This is a genomic window from Bernardetia sp. (assembly GCF_020630935.1).
In the GTDB taxonomy this organism is placed as follows: Bacteria; Bacteroidota; Bacteroidia; order Cytophagales; family Bernardetiaceae; genus Bernardetia.
Map to the genome: position 1 here is coordinate 1 of NZ_JAHDIG010000060.1, position 18,283 is coordinate 18,283.

The following is an 18,283-nucleotide window of genomic DNA, read 5'->3' on the forward strand; positions in this document are numbered from 1 at the left end:
TGGTGTTTTAGCGTAGCGACACCAACAACTTTTTATCTCATGTCCAGTACTCTAGTAAAGTCCATTTCTTCATAGGTTTTGCAAACCCAACTATGAAGAAATAAGCAAGATTCTATTTTTAGTAAATTATTGATAATCAGACCTATAAAAAGCCATGATAAGCTTTATTTATAAGGACATTTTTTGTCTGAATTTATTTTTGGTCTTTCTATTCCAAAAGTTAAAATTTACACCTTTCTACACTTGCAGCAAATAAAATTAAAAGTATTTCAAACATTTTTTACTTCAAGCGTGTTCTTATATCGTTATTTTAATCCTACAAAAAATATTTTATGTAGTTTTTAAAATTAACAAAATATTTAATTAATATTATTTTTTAATCTAAATTTTTTCAAGATGAATAATGACAAAGCAAGAGAATATCTTAAAGATATCGCAGAATTATGTATTGATGGTGTAGAAGGCTATAAAGACGCAGCCAAAAAAGTAGATACACCACATCTAAAAGCATTATTTACAACCTTTGCCAAAGAACGTGAAGGTATTTTGAATGCCATCAATCAAGAGTTAGCTTCTCTAGGTGCGCCTGCCGTAACTCAAGGAAGAAATGATGGAACAACATTAGGTGCTGTTCACAAGTTCTGGCTAGATTTTAAGGCAGCCTTGTCTTCGGATAATACTGAATCGATTTTGGAAGAGTGTGAGCGTGGTGAAAAGTACATTTTGGATGAAATGGACGATGTTTTGAAAAACAAAACTGAAATGCCTATCTCCTCTGTTCAAGTATTGCAAGATGCTCGTTATACCATTTGGAAACGCCTAGAAACCATCGAACATGCTGAAGAAGTATATTCTTAATATTTAAAATAGAATAAACTTTTAGTCCCTTTGTAAAAATTTACAAAGGGACTTTTTTTATGATACTACCTCTGCAACCACAAAAGCACTCCCTCCTACATAAATAAAATCAGTTTCTTTAGCCTCTTTTTTAGCAACTTCTAAAGCCTTACTCACACTGCTGTACGTTTCACCTACAAGTTCAAAGCTTTTTGCTTGCTCTTTCAACTTGATGGCTTCAAGTCCACGAGGTACATCTGGCTTACAGAAATAAAATACAACATTTTGCGTTATTTGCTCTTGTAGTTCTGTTTTCAAAAGCCAAAGAATTGTACTTATATCTTTATCATTAGCTGCTCCAAAAACAATATGTAAAGTAGTATATTTTTTATTCTCCAATTCTGATTTGAGCTGATGAATAATTTGATGTATTCCATCTTGATTATGAGCAATATCACAGATAACTTTTGGTTTTTCATTAAGTAAGTACCAACGTCCTTTTAGCCCTGTATTTTTTGATGCATTTTGCAATCCTTCTCTTAAATCTTTACTTGTAAAACTAAAAAAAACATCTGTTCTGCTAGATTTTATAGTTTTAAGTTTTTCTAATGCAGCAATAACACCAACTATATTATCTTTCTGATAGAATCCTTTTAAATCTAATGTTATATTTTCAATGGAATAGAAAAAAGGCTTTCCTTTTATCCATTTTAGGTCATTGGTTCGTATATCAAAATTGCCTCTATCATTTTTTATGACTGTATATTCATCTATTGCAAAGATAAGTTCAGCGTTATTTTCTTCAGCAATTCTTTCAAAAACTGTTGTTGTTTCTTCTTGTTTCTGACTGATAATAATAGGTGTGTTGTGTTTTATGATTCCTGCTTTTTCAGCTGCAATTTTTCCCAAAGTATCTCCTAAAAATTGTTGATGGTCAAAACCAATATTTGTAATTACAGAAAGTAAGGGAGAAATAACATTGGTAGCATCCAAACGTCCTCCCATACCCACTTCAATAACAGCAATATCAACTTTTTCTTTAGCAAAATACTCAAACGCCATAGCCACAGTTACTTCAAAAAAAGAAGGAGAAACAGAACTAATCGTATTTCTTATTTTTTCTACAAACTCAACTACAAATGTTTTTTTGATTTCCTCTCCGTTTATACGAATCCTTTCTGTAAAATTTTTTAAGTGGGGAGAAGTATAAAGTCCTACTTTATATCCTGCCGACTGCAAAACAGAAGCTATCATGTGAGAAGTACTTCCTTTTCCGTTTGTTCCAGCCACATGAATGCTATCAAACTGGTTTTCTGGATTTTCTAGTTCTTTACAAAGCAATTTAATATTATTCAAATCATTGCGATAGGCTGCTGCCCCTGTTCTCTGAAACATAGGAAGCTGTGAATAAAGATAGTCTAATGTTTCTTGATATGTCATCTGATATAACTGAATTTTTTAAAAATAATTTGGATGCAAGTATAGGCAATAAGAGTTTATAAAAATAGATTTACCTTTGAAGAGTTGACACTAGATAGAATTATTTCTTATTTTCATTAGTTCGTCTGTGATAAACCTCTCCCTTGAAACTCATTCGACAAAAGTATTATTTACGAACAATAATTTGAAGTAATGAACGACAAAAATATCCAAATTCAGATTAGAAATTATCAAGAGAAAGATAAAAATTCACTTATAAAACTCATTGGACTCAATATTCCAAAATATTTTGGAATAGAAGAAGAACAAGACTTTATAGAATATTTAGAAGACGAAAAAGAGGATTATTTTGTAATAGAAGATAAAATCACAAATCAAATTATCGGATGTGGAGGAATCAATTATTTTGAAAACCCTATTTCTGCTCGTATATCGTGGGATATTATTCATCCAAGTTTTCACGGAAAAGGAATTGGAAAAAAGCTATTACTACACAGAATAGAACATATCAAAAATAAAAAAATTACTTCTGTTATTGTAAGGACAAGTCAGTTAGCATATAAGTTTTATCAGAAAATAGGGTTCAAATTAGAAAAAGTAGAAAAAGATTTTTGGGCAGAAGGATTTGATTTATACTCTATGAAGCTAGAACTATGATTATCTACAAACTTTGTTTATAAGTGGTTTCGCTTCTGGACACCCTTGGCTGAGAGCAGATTTAAGATGCAAACAAATATCTCTGTTGGCTCTGTTATGATTTATTTCTAGTGCAATTTGAGCTAAACGGTAGTGTCCTTTACCAAATTTTTCGTCCAAACGAATACATTTTTCCAAATCTGTAATAGCTTCATTGAGTTCGTGAAGCAGATAATGAGCTTCTGCACGATTGAAATATGCCATCTTTTCAGATGAGTTGAGCATGACAGCCTTATCTAAATCTTTTATGGATTCTTGTCCCTTATTTAGTTTCAAAAAAATTTGTCCTCGTTCTAAATACATATTCGATACATGTTCGTTAAGTTCAATTGCCTTGTTATAATCTTCTATGGCAGCTTCATATTCTTCCAGTATTTTCTCTGCCTTTGTTGTAAAAATATCGATAGTCTTTTTTATGTAATTTGATAGCTTTATCTAAATCTTTTTTGGCTTTTTCAAACTTATCTAGTTCCAAATAAGCAGCTCCACGTAAGTTATAGGCTTCATGACTGCTAGAATTTTTCTTGATAGCTGTATTTAAGATAGGAATAGCTTCTTCAAATTTTCCTTCCAACATCAACTGACGTGCATTTTCTGTATATTTTTTTACAGAGGGCTTACACGAGGAAGCCATAAGGAGCATACTACTAAAAATGAAAAGAAAGTAAATATTTCTCTTAAAGAAAGATTTTTTTAGAAAGTTGGAGCAGTTTTTTTTTAGAATATATAATGCAGCAGAATAGGAACTACTTGATTTCATTGAGATTGAAAGACTTATTGTATGATAGGATTATATTTATTTTTACTACAAACAGTGCAAAAAAGTTGCCTTTTTATCTTTCTAGTTGCTGAATTTGTCTTATAAAAGTAGTATTAATAAAAAAGTGAGATATATTTCTAAAAAGAAATATATCTCACTTCTAATATATATTGAAAATAGTTTTGATAGTTCAAAAAGCTATAAACAAAGATTTATACCTTATATTTATTTCTTTCCTCCATCATTTCTATTTCCACCACGGCGATTACCACCACGCTTGTTTCTGTCGTTACGACGACCACCACCACGACGGTCGTTGCCACCACGTCCACTACGTTCTTGCTTTTCAGCAAGAGCAGCAGGAGAAAGGTCTTGCTTGCCGTATAGTTGACCTTTGTAAATCCACACTTTAATACCTATTTTTCCATAGATAGTATTTGCTTCACTTACAGCATAGTCAATATCTGCACGAAGTGTATGAAGAGGTGTGCTTCCTTCTTTGTAGAGTTCTACACGAGCCATCTCTGCACCACCCAAACGACCAGATAATTTAACCTTGATTCCTTCTGCACCTACACGCATAGCAGCTTGAATAGCTTGCTTCATTGCACGACGGTGAGACATACGAGCTTCAAGTTGTTGAGCAATATTCTCACCTACCAAACGAGCATCCATTTCTGGACGTTTGATTTCGAAGATATTGATTTGTACTTCTTTAGAAGTAAGTTTTTGAAGCTCATTTTTAAGGTTATCTACCTCTTTACCTTCACGTCCGATAACAACACCAGGGCGAGAAGTGTGGATAGTAACTGTAATGCGCTTGAGTGTACGTTCGATGATAATTTTAGAAATACCACCACGTTGAATTCTAGCACGAATATATTTACGAATTTTTTCGTCTTCTACGAGCTTGTCTGCAAAGGTTTTGCCACCGTACCAGTTTGAGTCCCAGCCTTTAACAATACCCAAGCGAAAGCCAACAGGATTTACTTTTTGTCCCATAGTGTTAGTTTTTAGTTATCTTGGTTTTTATTATCGTTTGATTCTAAAGCCTCTGCTGCTTGCTCTGCTGCTTGGTTAGCAATAGATTCAGTCATATCAGCAAGTGATGCACCACCTTCAGGTAAAGCAACGACAATAGTAATATGGTTAGAACGTTTACGAATACGATGCGCTCTTCCTTGAGGAGCAGGCTGAATGCGCTTAAGCATTTTACCACCATCAACGAAGACAGTTTTTACGACTAAGCTACCAATTTGGTTAGCATGGTCTTCATGTTTTACTTCCCAGTTGGCTACTGCCGAAAGAAGTAATTTTTCCATATAACGAGCTCCAACTTTGGGCTCAAATTTTAACATATTTATTGCAGAACTTACTTTCTTTCCACGAATCATGTCAGCGACTAAGCGCATTTTACGTGGAGAGGTAGGTACGTTCTGTAATTTAGCAACAGCTTCCATTTATTAGTTGTTTAGAAAGATGAAACAGAATTAAAAAAAACGACTACCTTACTTTTTCCCACGCTTGTCTTTCTTGGCAATATGCCCACGAAAGTTGCGAGTAGGTGCAAATTCTCCTAGTTTATGTCCAACCATGTTGTCAGTTACATAAACAGGGATAAATTTGTTGCCGTTATGAACAGCGAAAGTATGTCCGATAAAGTCTGGAGAAATCATAGAACGGCGAGACCAAGTCTTGATTACAGTCTTTTTGCCAGTCTGCTCTAATGCTTCTACTTTTTTCTCTAAGCGATAGTCTATATAAGGACCTTTTCTGAGTGAACGAGCCATAATTATGAGTTACGAGTTTTACGACGAGTAATAATAAAGCTATCGGAATATTTGTTCGCTTTGCGAGTTTTCTTTCCTTTAGCATATAAGCCTGTGCGTGAGCGAGGGTGACCACCAGATGATTTCCCTTCACCACCACCCATTGGGTGATCGACAGGGTTCATTGCAACACCACGAGTACGAGGGCGACGACCGTGCCAACGCTTACGACCAGCTTTACCCATAATTATGTTCATGTGGTCTCCGTTAGATACTGTACCAACAGTAGCATAACAAGTACCTAGAATCATGCGAGTTTCGCCAGAAGGAAGTCTAAGAATAGCATATTTGCCATCACGAGCTACCAATTGAGCATAAGCTCCAGCACTACGAGCAAGGCTTGCACCTTGTCCTGGTTTCATTTCAATACAGTGTACGATTGTACCCAAAGGCATAACACCAAGTGGAAGACAGTTTCCTACATCTGGAGAAGCATTCTCACCAGACATTACTGTTTGTCCTACTTTGATTCCTTGTGGAGCAATCATATACGCTTTTGCACCGTCTGCATAATAAAGCAGAGCGATACGAGCCGTACGGATTGGGTCATATTCAACAGACTTAACTGTCGCTGGAACACCATGTTTCAAGCGTTTGAAGTCTATGATACGGTAGCGTTTTTTGTGTCCACCACCACGCTGACGAATTGTCATTTTCCCTTGTCCGTTACGACCACCTGTCCTTTTCCAAGGCGCAAGTAAAGACTTCTCAGGAGTGCTTGTCGTAATTTCCTCAAATGTAGGAGCTATACGAAAACGCTGACCTGGAGTCATTGGTTTTAACTTTTTAACAGCCATGTTGATTTTGATTAGACGAAAAAGGCTTTGCAGCACAATAACTTCAGTTACCAGTTACCAGTAATCAGTTATCATTTAAAAACATTTTGTGTTTTTTTGATACTCTTTACCTTGAATAAGACTATTCTTGATAAATGAAAACTGTTTTTCTGCGCTATTACTGCTACTTTTTCGTTGTTTCTTCTATTAAGAAACTTTGCAACGTAAATTAAAATAAAAAGAGAAATTCTAATGATGAATTATTAATGTTGAGTGATTAATGAAATACACGTGAGTAATCATTTATCATTTTACAGAAAAAAATTCTAGTAGTATTCTCTTTAGAAAAGAAAGAAGTTGTATGAATGATTAATTGTTAGTTTTTAGCCATGAATTATACTAATCAACTAACAATTAATCATTATAGATTATGCTTCTTCTGTATCAAATATATCGATTGTAGTTCCTTCTGCAAGTTGTACAAACGCTTTTTTGTAAGTTGATGAATGACCTTTAGTAATTGCCGTTCTTGTATAACGATATTTTGGCTTACCAAAGATAATTGCTGTACGTACCTTTGCAACTTTAGCATCTTGGTCTGCATACATTTCCTCAACAGCAGTTTTGATTTCTGCCTTTGTAGCTTTTTTATCTACGATGAAAACATATACACCATTTTCGTTCATTGCTGTTGCTTTCTCGGTAATTACAGGCTTTTTCAAAATAGTTTTCATATTCTTCTTTTGATTTAACTTTTTAAAAAATTGTAATAAATATTAGTTAGCAGCAGCTTGAATTACTTCTAATGCACCTTCTGCAAGTAATACTACATCACTGTTCATGATGTGGTATGTATGTAATTGATTTGCTGGCAAAACTTTAGTTTTAGGTATATTGCGAGCCGAACGATATACTGTATCGTCTTGCTGACCTGTTACTACTAAAACTTTTTTACCTGAAAGATTCAAGTTATTGAGTAGAGAAACAAACTCTTTAGTTTTTGGAGCATCCATTTTCAAATCCTCCATAACAGTGATAGCTTCTGCTTTAGCTTTGTGAGAAAGTGCAGACTTACGAGCCAACTGTTTTACTTTTTTGTTGAGTTTGAAGCTGTAGTTACGTGGTTCTGGTCCAAAAATACGACCACCACCTACAAATACAGGAGACTTAATACTACCTGCACGTGCGCCTCCAGTTCCCTTTTGGCGTTTGATTTTACGAGTAGAACCCGAAACAAGACCTCTGTGCTTAGAAGCATGCGTTCCTTGACGTTGGTTAGCTAAATATTGCTTAACGTCTAAGTAGATTGCGTGGTCATTTGGTTCTATGGCAAATACATCGTCTGAAAGCGTTGCGTTTTTGCCGATTTCTTTTCCTTCTTTATTTAAGATGGGTAATTCCATAATGATTTTCGTTTTTTAGATTAATTATCTCAATTAATCTTCTTTAGAATGAAAGTAATCTAAAAGTAAATTCTGAAAATAAATATTCAGATAAATTACAAGCTAAAACTTAGAAATTCTAAGATTAACGTTGAATAAGAATAGTAGAATTGTTTGCGCCTGGAACTGCTCCCGAAACAACAATAATGTTTGCTTCTGGCATTACTTTTTCTACACGCAAGTTTTTCACTTTCACACGATTACCACCTGTACGACCCGCCATACGCATACCCTTGAATACACGAGAAGGATAAGATGATGCACCAATTGAACCTGGCGCACGCAAACGGTTGTGCTGACCGTGAGTAGCTTGACCTACACCACCAAAGCCATGACGCTTAACAACACCTTGAAAACCTTTACCTTTAGAAGTTCCTACAACATCTACAAACTGACCTTCTTCGAAAAGGTCTGTAATGTTCAATTCTTGACCTACTTCATACGTAGTATCAGACTCAACACCCATATTACGAAACTCTACAAGTTTTTGCTTAGGAGTTGTACCTGATTTTTTGAAGTGTCCTTGAAGTGGTTTAGGAGTATTTTTTTCTTTACGCTCTCCAAAACCTAACTGTACAGCACGGTAGCCGTCTGTTTCTTCAGTCTTGACTTGTGTTACTACACAAGGACCAGCTTGTATTACTGTGCATGCGACACTGCGTCCATCGGCATTAAACAAACTAGTCATTCCGATTTTTTTACCAATTAATCCTATCGGCATTATACTGGAATTTAATTATTAGTCGAAGTCATAAAAATAAAAACTAATCAAAACAAGATTGATTAGTTTCCCAAAAGCTATTTCTATACCTCTAAAATTTGAATAAATGAAGGAGAAATGTAGATGATTATCAATCTTTTATCTCAGTCTCTTATAAAAAAGCTGCTCCTTCTTCTTATATTTGGGAGTGCAAAAATACTAACTCTTTCACTAACAAGCAACTAATAATTGAAAATAAATGAAGAAAATAGAACTATAATGCTGTTGTACTATCTACTTCTGCCTTTTTGACCTTTCTTTCTGCTTCTTCGTGGTCATCATCTTCTGGTTTTGCTTCGTCTTGTTTATGTTTTTCGTGAGGAACATAAGCTAAATCTATAAAGATAGGAAAATGGTCAGAATCTACATGTTCTAATTTTTTAATAGAAATAATTTGAAACTCATCGGAATGAAAAATGTGGTCAAGAGGCCAGCGCAAGAGAGAATAATCTGCATGAAATGTACTGTACATTCCTCTTCCTATTCGTGGGTCTAGTAAGTTGCCAAGTCTTCTGAAAAGTCTTGAGGTATGCGACCAAGCGACATCATTAAAGTCTCCTGCTACGATGGTTGGAACATCTTTTTTCTGAATTTCTTTTCCTACCAAAACCAGCTCTGCATCTCTTGGAACAGTCGTTTTGGCTTCTTTTGGTGCAGGTGGGCGTGGATGAACACCATAAAAATCAAATGTTTCCTCTTTATCATTGTCTAGTTTTAGAGTAGCAACCACAGAAGGAACATCATCTTGAACAAAATAATTAAAATCTAATTTAACAGGTTCTTTTTTAGAATAAAACAAAAGTCCGTACGTATTATCTTTGGGTTTTAATAAATGATGTGGATACTCTTGTTTTAAATAGTCCATTTCATCTGCCCACCACTGGTCAGTTTCTAATAAAAAAATAATATCTGGATTTTCTCTTTTGATAAGTGCTTTCAACTTTTCCGTTTTTCTGTTATCCATCAAAACATTAGAGACCAAAACACTTACACTTGCTTTGCTATTCTTGAGGTTGACAACATCTATAACATCTTTACTAGCAAATTTAGAATATGGAAATATTACCCAACTATGAAAGCAAAGTGCAATAAGAAGACTCCCCCACAGAACATATTTTATAATTTTTATTTCATTAAAGAAATAAAGTATAATAGCTGAAAAGAGTATTAAAACCAACATTTGAATACGAGGAAAGTCAAAACCACGTACCCACCAAGATTCATTTTTTATAAAACTAAAGATAGTTCCTACAATACAAAAAGCAGCAGGAACGACAAGAAGCCAAGAAACAACAGATGTAAAAAAAGAAGCCATATCAAAAAAAATAGTTTAAAAAGTGTAGAGTTTAGTTGTACTCTATGAATTGGTTTAATCCTGTTTTTTTGCTAGAGCTAGAAAAACATTACTAAACAACTCTTTAACTATCAAAAAATAAAGTTTGTTTGAAGTACTTCTCCTATTTTTGCAACCCCAAGCAAAAATCATCGTATAAATCCATATATTTACATATCAACATTTATTCATATCAAAACAAACTTAACCGTGGAATATTTAGACAAGAGCTATTTGGAGAAGTCTATTTCATATCAAGAATACAGAACACTTGGACAAGAACTTTTAGACAAAGGCACAACAACAAATGGCGATAAGAGCCCAGAGATTTTAGAATATACGAATACAAATATGTATCGTATGAACAGACTTGACAAAACGACCAAGTTGAATGATAATGTAAAAACTACCTTGGAGAATTTGCCTTCTGATGAAAAATACTATTGGGTAGTGATGAGTGAAAGCTGGTGTGGAGATGCTGCACAGATTGTTCCTGTGATGAACAAAATAGCAGAAGAAGCAGGAGAAAAATTAGACATTCGTTTTCTTTTGAGAGATGAAAATCCAGATTTGATAGATGCTTTCTTAACCAATGGTGGGCGAGCCATTCCAAAACTTATTTTTGTAAAGCAAGAAAATGAAAAACTAAAAATTATTGATTCTTGGGGTGCAAGACCAGCCGAAGCACAAAAACTGGTCGTAGAATACAAAGAAAAGGTAAAGCAAAATCCAGAATTAGCTGATTTTAAAGCCTTTTCAGAATCTCTACACGGTTGGTATGCCAAAGACAAAACACAAAGTACACAAAATGAACTTGCAGAACTTTTGAAAAATGTTTTATAACTTTCTTGTAGGTCAAAGGTAAATCCTTTGACCTACATTTTTCTTATTCTATTCTTCAATCGGTGGATGGTTCGAACGGCGAATATTTGCATTGAATGTCAGAAGCAAGGCAGGAAGCAAAATCAGATTCGTAAACATTGCCACTAAAAGCGTAATAGAAGTGAGAAGTCCTAGTGCGACTGTTCCACCAAAAGACGAAAACGCAAAAATGATAAAGCCAGCAAAGAGAATAATAGAAGTATAAATCATACTTTTACCTGTTTCTCTAAGAGAAATATCAATAGCTTTGTGTCTATCAAAATCCCACGCTAAAAGTTCTTGACGAAAACGAGCTAAAAAGTGAAGCGAATCATCAACAGCAATTCCGAAAGCAATACTAAAAACAAGTGCTGTACTTGGTTTTAGAGGAATCCCAAAGAATCCCATAAGTCCAGCAGTAACAAGCAAAGGAATGAGATTTGGTATAATGGCAATCATCATCACACGAATGTTTTGGAAAAGTGCGCCAATAATTATCGCCACCAATACACAAGCTAAAAGTAAACTCCATTTCAAGTTTTCTATAAGATAACTATTTCCTTTTAAGAAAATAGGTGTTGTTCCTGTTACTCTTGCACTCATTGTAGAATCAGAGAAAATACTGTCTAGTTCTGGTTGAAGGCTCGTTCTGACTAAAGAATCTAAACGCAATGAGCCAATATCAGCCACTTTCAAAGAAACTCTAAGCATTTGCTGTGTGGTATCTACAAAGGCTGCAGAAATAGAAGTTGGGTCGTCTTGTCCTTTCAAATAGCGCAAAACATACGCACCTGTGCGTTTGTCTGGTAAATTGAAAGATTGTTCACTCTGATTGAAATAGGCTTGGTTGGCTGCTTTAATAAAGGTAACTAACGAAACTGCAGAAGAAAGGTGTGCAGAACTATCTACATAATTTTCAATTTGCTCTATTTTTTCTAACGTCTGTGGTTTTCGATAGGCTTTAGGTTTTCCTGTATCAACGACGATTTCTAAAGGCATTGTTCCTTTAAAATTCTCTTCTATGAAAGCAATATCTTTCTTTTCCTTACTATCATTTGGCAAGTCATCTACCATAAAAGAGTTAGCCTTAATTTTAGTAAGCCCTACTACAGACGAGATGACAATTAAAGTAGTAAAAAGATATATCATCGGACGGTAGTTTTCTATCACATAGTCAAACTTAGTTAGTGTTGCATTTATAAGTCCTTGATTGAGGTGTTTGGTTCTTCTTCCTTCTGGCATTGGTAGATATGAAAAGACAATAGGCAAGATAAGAATTGAGATGAAAAACGTAGCAAAAATGGTAATTCCTGCTGCTAGTCCAAACTCACTCAAAATTCCTATTCCTGTACTGACCAGTACTAAAAAACCGATAGCTGTTGTTGTGTTGGTAATGAGCGTAACAATTCCAATCTTTTTGACAACCATTTTGATAGCATCAATTTTATTTTTCTTCTCATTACACTGCTGATGGTATTTTGTGATAAAATAAACACAATTTGGAATACCGATAACTACCAAAATTGGAGGAAGAAGAGCTGTAAGAATAGTTATTTCATAGCCTAATGTTCCCAAAATTCCTATAGTCCAAACAATCACAATAGAAATAAGCGTAAGGGAAACCACAACTGGCGTAAAAGAACGGAAAAAGACAAAAATAAAAATGGCTGTAATGGCAATAGACAAAGAGAGAAAAATTACCATCTCGCCTTTCACTTTATTAGAAATAGCTACACGCAGAAAAGGCAAACCTACGTAGTGAATTTCTATACCCGTTTCTTGTGTGAAATTATCTCCCAGTTCTGATATTTTAGTAACAGTTTGATGATTGTATGCCGTACTTGTAATGGTTGGCAAAAAGGTAATAAGAGCTAAAGAAGCCTTATTTTCTGGGTTGATAAGCTGATTTTTATAAAATCCAATTTGATAAGTAAACTCTAAAAGGCTATCTAACTCGTCTTGTGTCTGAACTTGTTTTGGAAAAATAGGCTTTCCTTCAAATTTCTTGATTTCTTGGTTTTTATGAATGTAGGGCAGTTTTCCCAGTCCGATAACCCCTGTAACAGCATCCACACTATCACCTAAATTTTCTATCTTTTTAGTATTCTCAAACTTTATTTTTTCTAAATCGTAGAGTAGTTTTTGCCATTTTTGGAAGTTTTCTAACTCAAATAGTTTTTCATCTTCCACTCCCAAAACTACAACATTATCATCTTGCCCAAAAAGTGCTTTAAACTTTTTGAAGTAGATAATATCTTCGTCTGTGTCTGGAACTACCTTTGAGAACGTATAAGAAAGCTCTGCCTTCGTTCCTTGATACCCCATAAAAACGGTCAGCACCAAAAGAAGAATCAAAAGCGATACTCTGTTTTTTAAAATGAAATTAGCTATTCGAAGCCACATAAATCAATCAATTACGAATTATAAAATAATCAGCAGAGCTAATTAAAAATTACGAATTACGAAAGAAGATTTTAAACGAAAAAACGGAGGTATGTCATTATGTATTTAATTCGTAATTCGTAATTGACTTTAGTCCGTAATTCGTAATTGGTTCTTAGAACCCAACACTTGTTTTTTGTCCTGTTATTTCAGAATACAAACCTAACATTTTTATTGCTGTAATAGCAGCCTCATCGCCTTTATTTCCATGTTTTCCTCCTGCACGGTCAAGAGCTTGCTGTTGATTGTCTGGCGTAAGCACTCCAAAAATCACAGGCTTGTTATATCTTATATTTACATTTGTAATTCCGTGAGCTACAGCATCACAGATAAAATCAAAATGGCGTGTTTCGCCTTGAATCACACAACCCAAACAGATAATAGCATCGATATTTGACTTTTGTGCTGCCCACTGTGCTGCCAAAGTAAGCTCAAAACTTCCCGGTACGTCGTGGCGATGAATATTTTTTTCTTTTGCACCGTATTCTATTAGCTTTTTGTATGCTCCTTCATAAAGAGCTTCGGTTACTTCTGTGTTCCATTCTGCTACCACAATAGCAAACTGCTTAGAGGAAATATCTTGAATAGATTTTTCAGAATGTGTACTTAGGTTTTTATCTTTTGAGGACATGATTTTTATTCAATTACGAATTATCAATTAAAAATTACGAATTAAAATGCTTTATTCTTGATACTTGTTTTTTTTAATCCTTTATCTGCAAATTTATTATGACAATGATAATATGGTTTTAAAGAATTATTTTCAATAAGTAGTTTTTCATTAGTTAAATAATCTTGACTATGACATATAAAATCATCCACGAAGAAAACTATCTTAGAGTAATTTTCTGTTTTGATAGTAAATGTGTTTTTCTGCCCATTTAATCCAAAAATTTGAACATCATTTATTGGCAATTTATATTTTGCTATACCATTAGCGTCAAGAAATAATGAGTCAGTTTGATTAATTACCACCGTGTTGTAATGTAAAGGGATACTATCTCTATCTAAAAAATAAATTTCTTTTATATCACTATAACTACTATCTAAAATATGGTAACCTCTTTCAAATTTAGGCTGATTGAATGTATTTAATATCAATGTATCTTTACTTACTTTCCAATTTCCTTTTTTGATAGAAGCTCCTCCAACATCATAAAAAACATAGTATTCAAATGTACTATCTTCTTTTATATCAATTTGTGTACAAGCCATATAGCTTTTCCCACATTTTCCATAAAGTCCTACTATTGACTTTTTATTAGTATGAAAAAACGATAACATTAGAAAAGATACAGATACTATTGTTAGAATATATTTATTCATTCTCTTTATAAGTTTCTTATTTCTTGCCTAATTCTTTCCTATCATAATTTGATGGAATAGAAAAAGGAAATGATAAATCTGAATCTTCAAAATTAATGCTCTTGTGTTCGATTTCAATCTTAGTTTGGTCGGTTTTATTTTCTTTCTGATTGAAAAAGTTAGCTACTGCATTTACTTTAAAAGGAACTTTCTTTCCATCCAAAACTTGAAAATTACTATAATCTATAAAAAGGCTATTCATTCCATCTTTTTCCTGTACAGCAACTTTTGAGAGTTTTTTGTTTTCTCTACTCACGTACATAGACGTTTCGAAAAGCTCATAGATTTGCTTCAATACAAAATATTTTTCTTGCCTTTCTGGTACTATACTTTGGTCTAGTGGAGGAACATTTCCTAAAAATAAAGCTTGTAGCGTTTTGAAATCGCCATCAAAATTGACTTGCTGACTAAGCGAACGAATATCGACTGCCGAATAGCTTTTTTCCAAACGATTGACTAAAAAAGCCGAATCTGTACGAATAAGCATACGAGCTGCCTCAATTCCAAAGGCAGGACGAGCTGAAAGCCATATCAAACTATCTTTTGCTAGTCGCATATCGACTTTACTTCCCAGTTCTTGCTTCTGATTTTGAAAAGAAAGATGAGACTTTGTACTTAAAAATTTAAAATCAAACTGTTCTACACCATACTTTTTAGCAAATTCGGCAGGAGTAGAAACATTTTTCTTACAGGCAGAAAAAAGAAATATTGAGACAACAAAGAATAAGGAAAATCGAAAAAACGATATTTTTTTCATAAGAATAGTTTAAAAAATGTTTTACTAAAGGTTATCACAGCTTCTCACAGGTCTGATTGCCAATAACTTATCAAAAGTAAAATTATAATTATTTCCTCATAATGTTAGACTTACAAACCCAATGCTATGAAGAAATGAACTTTACTAAATTAACCGTGATAAGGTTTACTATTTACAAATACGTTTACAGAACTTTGATTTTGAATGATTGTTTAGAAATAATGAAGGACAAGGTGTGCCTTGTCCCATAAAATAAAACTAATCAATCTTCTCAAACCTACAATAGTCTTGTAATACCTTTGGAATTGTAATTCCATCTTCGGTTTGATTATTTTCTAAAATGGCAGCTACGATGCGTGGCAAGGCTAAAGCACTTCCGTTGAGCGTATGCGCCAAATGTTTTTTCTTATTTTCATCTTGATAACGAAGCTGCAAACGATTAGACTGATAAGTTTCAAAATTACTTACCGAACTCACTTCTAACCAACGACCTTGTGCAGCCGAATAAACTTCCAAGTCATACGTCATCGCAGAAGTAAAGCCCATATCACCACCACAAAGACGCAACACACGGTATGGCAACTCAAGTTCTTCCAAAAGTCCTTTTACGTGAGAGAGCATATCTTCCAAACGCTGATACGACTTTTCTGGGTGTTCTATCACAACAAGTTCTACCTTGTCAAACTGATGCAAACGATTCAAGCCACGTACATCTGCTCCCCAAGAACCTGCCTCACGACGGAAACAAGGCGTATGTCCTGTCATTTTGATAGGAAAATCAGCTTCTTTTACAATCTCGTCTCTATAAAGGTTAGTAATCGGAACTTCTGCTGTTGGAATAAGGAAAAGACTATCTGCCGTAGCTTCATACATTTGTCCTTCCTTGTCTGGAAGCTGTCCCGTTCCATAGCCAGATGCTTCATTTATCAAAATAGGTGGCTGAACTTCGCTATAACCAGCATCCATCGCCTTATCTAAAAAATAATTGATTAAAGCACGCTGCAACCTTGCGCCTTTTCCCTTATACACTGGAAAACCTGCTCCTGTTACTTTTACACCTAGCTCAAAATCTATAATATCATATTTTTTGATAAGTTCCCAGTGAGGAAGTGCATCGTCTGAAAGCGATGGAGCAGTACCCCATTCTTCAATAACTTCGTTGTCGTCTGCTGATTTTCCTGCCACTACATCTATATAAGGCGTATTTGGAATTTCATACAAACAATTTCTTAAATCGTTTTCTAAGTCTTTTAATTTCTCTTCTAAATCCTTTACGGCTTGTTTGCTTTGGGCTGCCTTTTCCTTAGCCTGATTTGCTTCTTCTTTTTTGCCCTGTTGCATCAATGCACCAATAGACTTTGCTACTGTATTTGCTTCTGCTTGCAAATCATTGAGTGAAGACTGTGTAGTTCTTCTTTCATTATCTATCGAAATGGCTTTTTCCACTAATTCTGTAGCTTTAGAAAAGTGGCGTTTTTGAAGTGCAGCAATTACTTCTTCCTTATTTGCCTGTATATGAGCAATTTGTAACATCTAGTCAGTAATCAGTTACCAGTAATCAGTTACCAGTAAATCGGTTTAGAATTTTTTTAATAAATAAAATACAGACAAAAGTCCGATAAATTCAGTTAAAAATCAAGTTGTATGTATAATTGAACCTCTTTAGAATTTAACTTTCCTTGATGAAAAAGTCTGAAACCACATAGATTGTCCCACTAACAGCAATAAAAAGAATTATGAAATAAAGCCTTACAAGGAACACATGAATAACTTTATGCTCGCCCACCCTAATTTTAGGATAGAAAGAATAATCTTGACGTTTTAACATTACACTATCGAAAGTAACAACATAGACATCATTATAAGCAAACTCTCCACCTTCATAAAAATCGACCTCGTTGGCTGCATCTACACAACAATCGTTGTAATTAATAGTTTTGAAAGAAGGATGCATCTTTTGATTTACCTTAAAAGCTCCAAACTCCACATCAAACCTTGTTGGAGGCGTATTTTCTGATGCTACTGATAAAACCACTTGGTTAGGGTCAAAAATTCCAAAAAAGTAAATTCCAATTGAAGTTAAAAGTAAGGATATAAACATCCATTTCTGATTTCGCCAGTTGTTAAATATTTTTTCTAGCATCTTTTAATTGATAAAGTTCTTTATCTATTTTCTTGATATAATCTCTCCCAAAATTACCATTTTCCAACTCATCATATAAAAAGCTAGGCAAATTATTTTCTACGTTTTTGTTCATCTTGCCTATCGCCAACGCAAGAGAAGCAACTGTATCTACATCCCCACCAAAATCAACACTTTTTTTGAGCATTGACTTCAGATTACTTTCTTTTGTGAGAATCGTTAAAACAGCTTCTACAGTTTCTATGGCTTCTACACGTACTTCTCCCTGCCAATTTGCCTTCCATTCATAATCTAATATATCAGACAGATAAATTAGCAATTCAGATATTTTACCTTTATCGTAAATAAAGAAATGGCTCGTAAGAGCAATCGTTTGGGCTGCTAGAATAGCTTTTTCAGTCTGATGGGTTACACTAGCTTGTAATTCAGTTTTAGATAAAATTTCTTTCTCATTTTTCAAAATTCCGATGGGATAGGCTCTCATAGCAGCACCATTGCGTTCACTTTTTGGATGAATGTTGTCTAAGAGTTCTTGTCCGTCTTTGATTTCATAGAGAAATTGATAAAAACGTTTTGCATACCCTCTTCTTGGGTCTCTTTTAAAAACCTCAACAAACTTGTTTGCAATAGATAAAGCTGTCCATTCTTTTCCTTCTATCAGAAGTTCTGCAACGGCTAAAGACATTTGTGTATCATCGGTATATTTTCCTTTGATTTCTTCAAATAATGGATGTATTTCGTAAGCAGTTATGTTATTTTTGGCTTTAATTTTTTCTATTTCTGCAAATTCAAAACCAGCTCCATAGGCATCTCCGATAGCTCCTTCTAATAGCATTTCTAAT

The 18,283-nt window shown here is 34.2% G+C and carries 21 protein-coding genes; 3 read left to right on the forward strand and 18 right to left on the reverse strand.

The features are described from left to right. Positions 1-396 precede the first annotated feature (396 nt). Positions 397-858, forward strand: coding sequence for a ferritin-like domain-containing protein (locus QZ659_RS15345; RefSeq protein ID WP_291727023.1), 462 nt, complete (start codon positions 397-399; stop codon positions 856-858). Between the two features lie 57 nt (positions 859-915). Here QZ659_RS15345 and QZ659_RS15350 read toward each other — a convergent pair whose 3' ends face one another. Continuing rightward, the gene (locus tag QZ659_RS15350) at positions 916-2,277 is read right to left on the reverse strand and encodes a bifunctional folylpolyglutamate synthase/dihydrofolate synthase (protein WP_291727025.1); all 1,362 of its coding nucleotides are present in this window, start codon (positions 2,275-2,277) and stop codon (positions 916-918) included. Between the two features lie 192 nt (positions 2,278-2,469). Between QZ659_RS15350 and QZ659_RS15355 the strand changes: the two genes are divergently transcribed. Beyond that, positions 2,470-2,934: a GNAT family N-acetyltransferase gene (locus QZ659_RS15355; RefSeq protein ID WP_291727027.1), complete on the forward strand. Its 465-nt coding sequence runs from the start codon at positions 2,470-2,472 to the stop codon at positions 2,932-2,934. On the opposite strand, the gene QZ659_RS15360 is transcribed toward QZ659_RS15355, so the two are convergent. From QZ659_RS15360 to QZ659_RS15405, 10 genes are all read right to left on the reverse strand, one after another. After that, positions 2,935-3,276, reverse strand: coding sequence for a tetratricopeptide repeat protein (locus QZ659_RS15360; protein ID WP_291727029.1), 342 nt, complete (start codon positions 3,274-3,276; stop codon positions 2,935-2,937). Between the two features lie 55 nt (positions 3,277-3,331). Further along, complete coding sequence (locus QZ659_RS15365) at positions 3,332-3,607, reverse strand: tetratricopeptide repeat protein (RefSeq protein WP_291727031.1); 276 nt, start codon at positions 3,605-3,607, stop codon at positions 3,332-3,334. Positions 3,608-3,958: 351 nt separating this feature from the next. Then, positions 3,959-4,735 (reverse strand): 30S ribosomal protein S3, encoded by a 777-nt coding sequence (gene rpsC / locus QZ659_RS15370; protein ID WP_291727034.1) that lies wholly within the window; start codon positions 4,733-4,735, stop codon positions 3,959-3,961. 11 nt (positions 4,736-4,746) lie between these two features. Continuing rightward, entirely contained in the window at positions 4,747-5,193 is a 447-nt protein-coding gene (gene rplV / locus QZ659_RS15375) for a 50S ribosomal protein L22 (protein ID WP_291727036.1), read from the reverse strand. Between the two features lie 48 nt (positions 5,194-5,241). Continuing rightward, positions 5,242-5,523 carry a 30S ribosomal protein S19 gene (gene rpsS, locus QZ659_RS15380; protein WP_291727038.1) on the reverse strand — a complete coding sequence of 94 codons (282 nt, stop codon included), beginning with the start codon at positions 5,521-5,523 and terminating at the stop codon, positions 5,242-5,244. A gap of 2 nt (positions 5,524-5,525) precedes the next feature. Continuing rightward, a complete protein-coding gene (rplB, locus tag QZ659_RS15385) occupies positions 5,526-6,359 on the reverse strand; it encodes a 50S ribosomal protein L2 (RefSeq protein ID WP_291727040.1) in 834 nt (277 codons plus the stop codon). 407 nt (positions 6,360-6,766) lie between these two features. Then, complete coding sequence (rplW, locus tag QZ659_RS15390; protein ID WP_291727042.1) at positions 6,767-7,072, reverse strand: 50S ribosomal protein L23; 306 nt, start codon at positions 7,070-7,072, stop codon at positions 6,767-6,769. A gap of 42 nt (positions 7,073-7,114) precedes the next feature. Continuing rightward, positions 7,115-7,741, reverse strand: a complete 627-nt coding sequence (rplD, locus tag QZ659_RS15395) for a 50S ribosomal protein L4 (RefSeq protein WP_291727044.1) — start codon at positions 7,739-7,741, stop codon at positions 7,115-7,117. Between the two features lie 124 nt (positions 7,742-7,865). After that, a complete protein-coding gene (rplC, locus tag QZ659_RS15400) occupies positions 7,866-8,501 on the reverse strand; it encodes a 50S ribosomal protein L3 (RefSeq protein ID WP_291727046.1) in 636 nt (211 codons plus the stop codon). Between the two features lie 253 nt (positions 8,502-8,754). Further along, complete coding sequence (locus QZ659_RS15405) at positions 8,755-9,855, reverse strand: endonuclease/exonuclease/phosphatase family protein (RefSeq protein ID WP_291727048.1); 1,101 nt, start codon at positions 9,853-9,855, stop codon at positions 8,755-8,757. A 228-nt stretch (positions 9,856-10,083) separates the two neighbouring features. Between QZ659_RS15405 and QZ659_RS15410 the strand changes: the two genes are divergently transcribed. Continuing rightward, positions 10,084-10,716, forward strand: a complete 633-nt coding sequence (locus tag QZ659_RS15410) for a thioredoxin family protein (RefSeq protein WP_291727051.1) — start codon at positions 10,084-10,086, stop codon at positions 10,714-10,716. Positions 10,717-10,764: 48 nt separating this feature from the next. Here the strand turns inward: QZ659_RS15410 and QZ659_RS15415 are convergent, their stop codons facing one another. From QZ659_RS15415 to QZ659_RS15445, 7 genes are all read right to left on the reverse strand, one after another. Further along, positions 10,765-13,137 (reverse strand): efflux RND transporter permease subunit, encoded by a 2,373-nt coding sequence (locus tag QZ659_RS15415; RefSeq protein WP_291727054.1) that lies wholly within the window; start codon positions 13,135-13,137, stop codon positions 10,765-10,767. 154 nt (positions 13,138-13,291) lie between these two features. Next, on the reverse strand, positions 13,292-13,807 hold the full coding sequence (ribH, locus tag QZ659_RS15420; protein WP_291727056.1) for a 6,7-dimethyl-8-ribityllumazine synthase: 516 nt from the start codon (positions 13,805-13,807) through the stop codon (positions 13,292-13,294). Between the two features lie 41 nt (positions 13,808-13,848). Then, the gene (locus QZ659_RS15425; RefSeq protein ID WP_291727057.1) at positions 13,849-14,502 is read right to left on the reverse strand and encodes a hypothetical protein; all 654 of its coding nucleotides are present in this window, start codon (positions 14,500-14,502) and stop codon (positions 13,849-13,851) included. Positions 14,503-14,518: 16 nt separating this feature from the next. Then, entirely contained in the window at positions 14,519-15,298 is a 780-nt protein-coding gene (locus tag QZ659_RS15430) for a DUF4292 domain-containing protein (protein WP_291727060.1), read from the reverse strand. Positions 15,299-15,556: 258 nt separating this feature from the next. After that, entirely contained in the window at positions 15,557-16,831 is a 1,275-nt protein-coding gene (gene serS / locus QZ659_RS15435) for a serine--tRNA ligase (protein WP_291727062.1), read from the reverse strand. A gap of 136 nt (positions 16,832-16,967) precedes the next feature. After that, positions 16,968-17,441, reverse strand: coding sequence for a hypothetical protein (locus tag QZ659_RS15440; protein WP_291727064.1), 474 nt, complete (start codon positions 17,439-17,441; stop codon positions 16,968-16,970). Next, entirely contained in the window at positions 17,422-18,276 is an 855-nt protein-coding gene (locus QZ659_RS15445) for an ADP-ribosylglycohydrolase family protein (protein ID WP_291727067.1), read from the reverse strand. The genes QZ659_RS15440 and QZ659_RS15445 overlap by 20 nt, the downstream gene beginning before the upstream one ends. Between the last annotated feature and the right edge of the window lie 7 nt (positions 18,277-18,283).

Excerpts from the sequence above, each read along its gene's own strand:
- QZ659_RS15440 (WP_291727064.1), bottom strand. The coding sequence starts at position 17,441 with ATGCTAGAAAAAATATTTAACAACTGGCGAAATCAGAAATGGATGTTT.
- QZ659_RS15415 (WP_291727054.1), bottom strand. The coding sequence starts at position 13,137 with ATGTGGCTTCGAATAGCTAATTTCATTTTAAAAAACAGAGTATCGCTT.
- rplW (WP_291727042.1), bottom strand. The coding sequence starts at position 7,072 with ATGAAAACTATTTTGAAAAAGCCTGTAATTACCGAGAAAGCAACAGCA.
- ribH (WP_291727056.1), bottom strand. The coding sequence starts at position 13,807 with ATGTCCTCAAAAGATAAAAACCTAAGTACACATTCTGAAAAATCTATT.
- rplV (WP_291727036.1), bottom strand. The coding sequence starts at position 5,193 with ATGGAAGCTGTTGCTAAATTACAGAACGTACCTACCTCTCCACGTAAA.
- QZ659_RS15355 (WP_291727027.1), top strand. The coding sequence starts at position 2,470 with ATGAACGACAAAAATATCCAAATTCAGATTAGAAATTATCAAGAGAAA.
- QZ659_RS15425 (WP_291727057.1), bottom strand. The coding sequence starts at position 14,502 with ATGAATAAATATATTCTAACAATAGTATCTGTATCTTTTCTAATGTTA.
- rplB (WP_291727040.1), bottom strand. The coding sequence starts at position 6,359 with ATGGCTGTTAAAAAGTTAAAACCAATGACTCCAGGTCAGCGTTTTCGT.
- rpsS (WP_291727038.1), bottom strand. The coding sequence starts at position 5,523 with ATGGCTCGTTCACTCAGAAAAGGTCCTTATATAGACTATCGCTTAGAG.
- QZ659_RS15405 (WP_291727048.1), bottom strand. The coding sequence starts at position 9,855 with ATGGCTTCTTTTTTTACATCTGTTGTTTCTTGGCTTCTTGTCGTTCCT.
- QZ659_RS15430 (WP_291727060.1), bottom strand. The coding sequence starts at position 15,298 with ATGAAAAAAATATCGTTTTTTCGATTTTCCTTATTCTTTGTTGTCTCA.
- QZ659_RS15365 (WP_291727031.1), bottom strand. The coding sequence starts at position 3,607 with ATGGCTTCCTCGTGTAAGCCCTCTGTAAAAAAATATACAGAAAATGCA.
- rplD (WP_291727044.1), bottom strand. The coding sequence starts at position 7,741 with ATGGAATTACCCATCTTAAATAAAGAAGGAAAAGAAATCGGCAAAAAC.
- QZ659_RS15350 (WP_291727025.1), bottom strand. The coding sequence starts at position 2,277 with ATGACATATCAAGAAACATTAGACTATCTTTATTCACAGCTTCCTATG.
- rpsC (WP_291727034.1), bottom strand. The coding sequence starts at position 4,735 with ATGGGACAAAAAGTAAATCCTGTTGGCTTTCGCTTGGGTATTGTTAAA.
- QZ659_RS15445 (WP_291727067.1), bottom strand. The coding sequence starts at position 18,276 with ATGCTATTAGAAGGAGCTATCGGAGATGCCTATGGAGCTGGTTTTGAA.
- QZ659_RS15345 (WP_291727023.1), top strand. The coding sequence starts at position 397 with ATGAATAATGACAAAGCAAGAGAATATCTTAAAGATATCGCAGAATTA.
- serS (WP_291727062.1), bottom strand. The coding sequence starts at position 16,831 with ATGTTACAAATTGCTCATATACAGGCAAATAAGGAAGAAGTAATTGCT.
- rplC (WP_291727046.1), bottom strand. The coding sequence starts at position 8,501 with ATGCCGATAGGATTAATTGGTAAAAAAATCGGAATGACTAGTTTGTTT.
- QZ659_RS15360 (WP_291727029.1), bottom strand. The coding sequence starts at position 3,276 with ATGTATTTAGAACGAGGACAAATTTTTTTGAAACTAAATAAGGGACAA.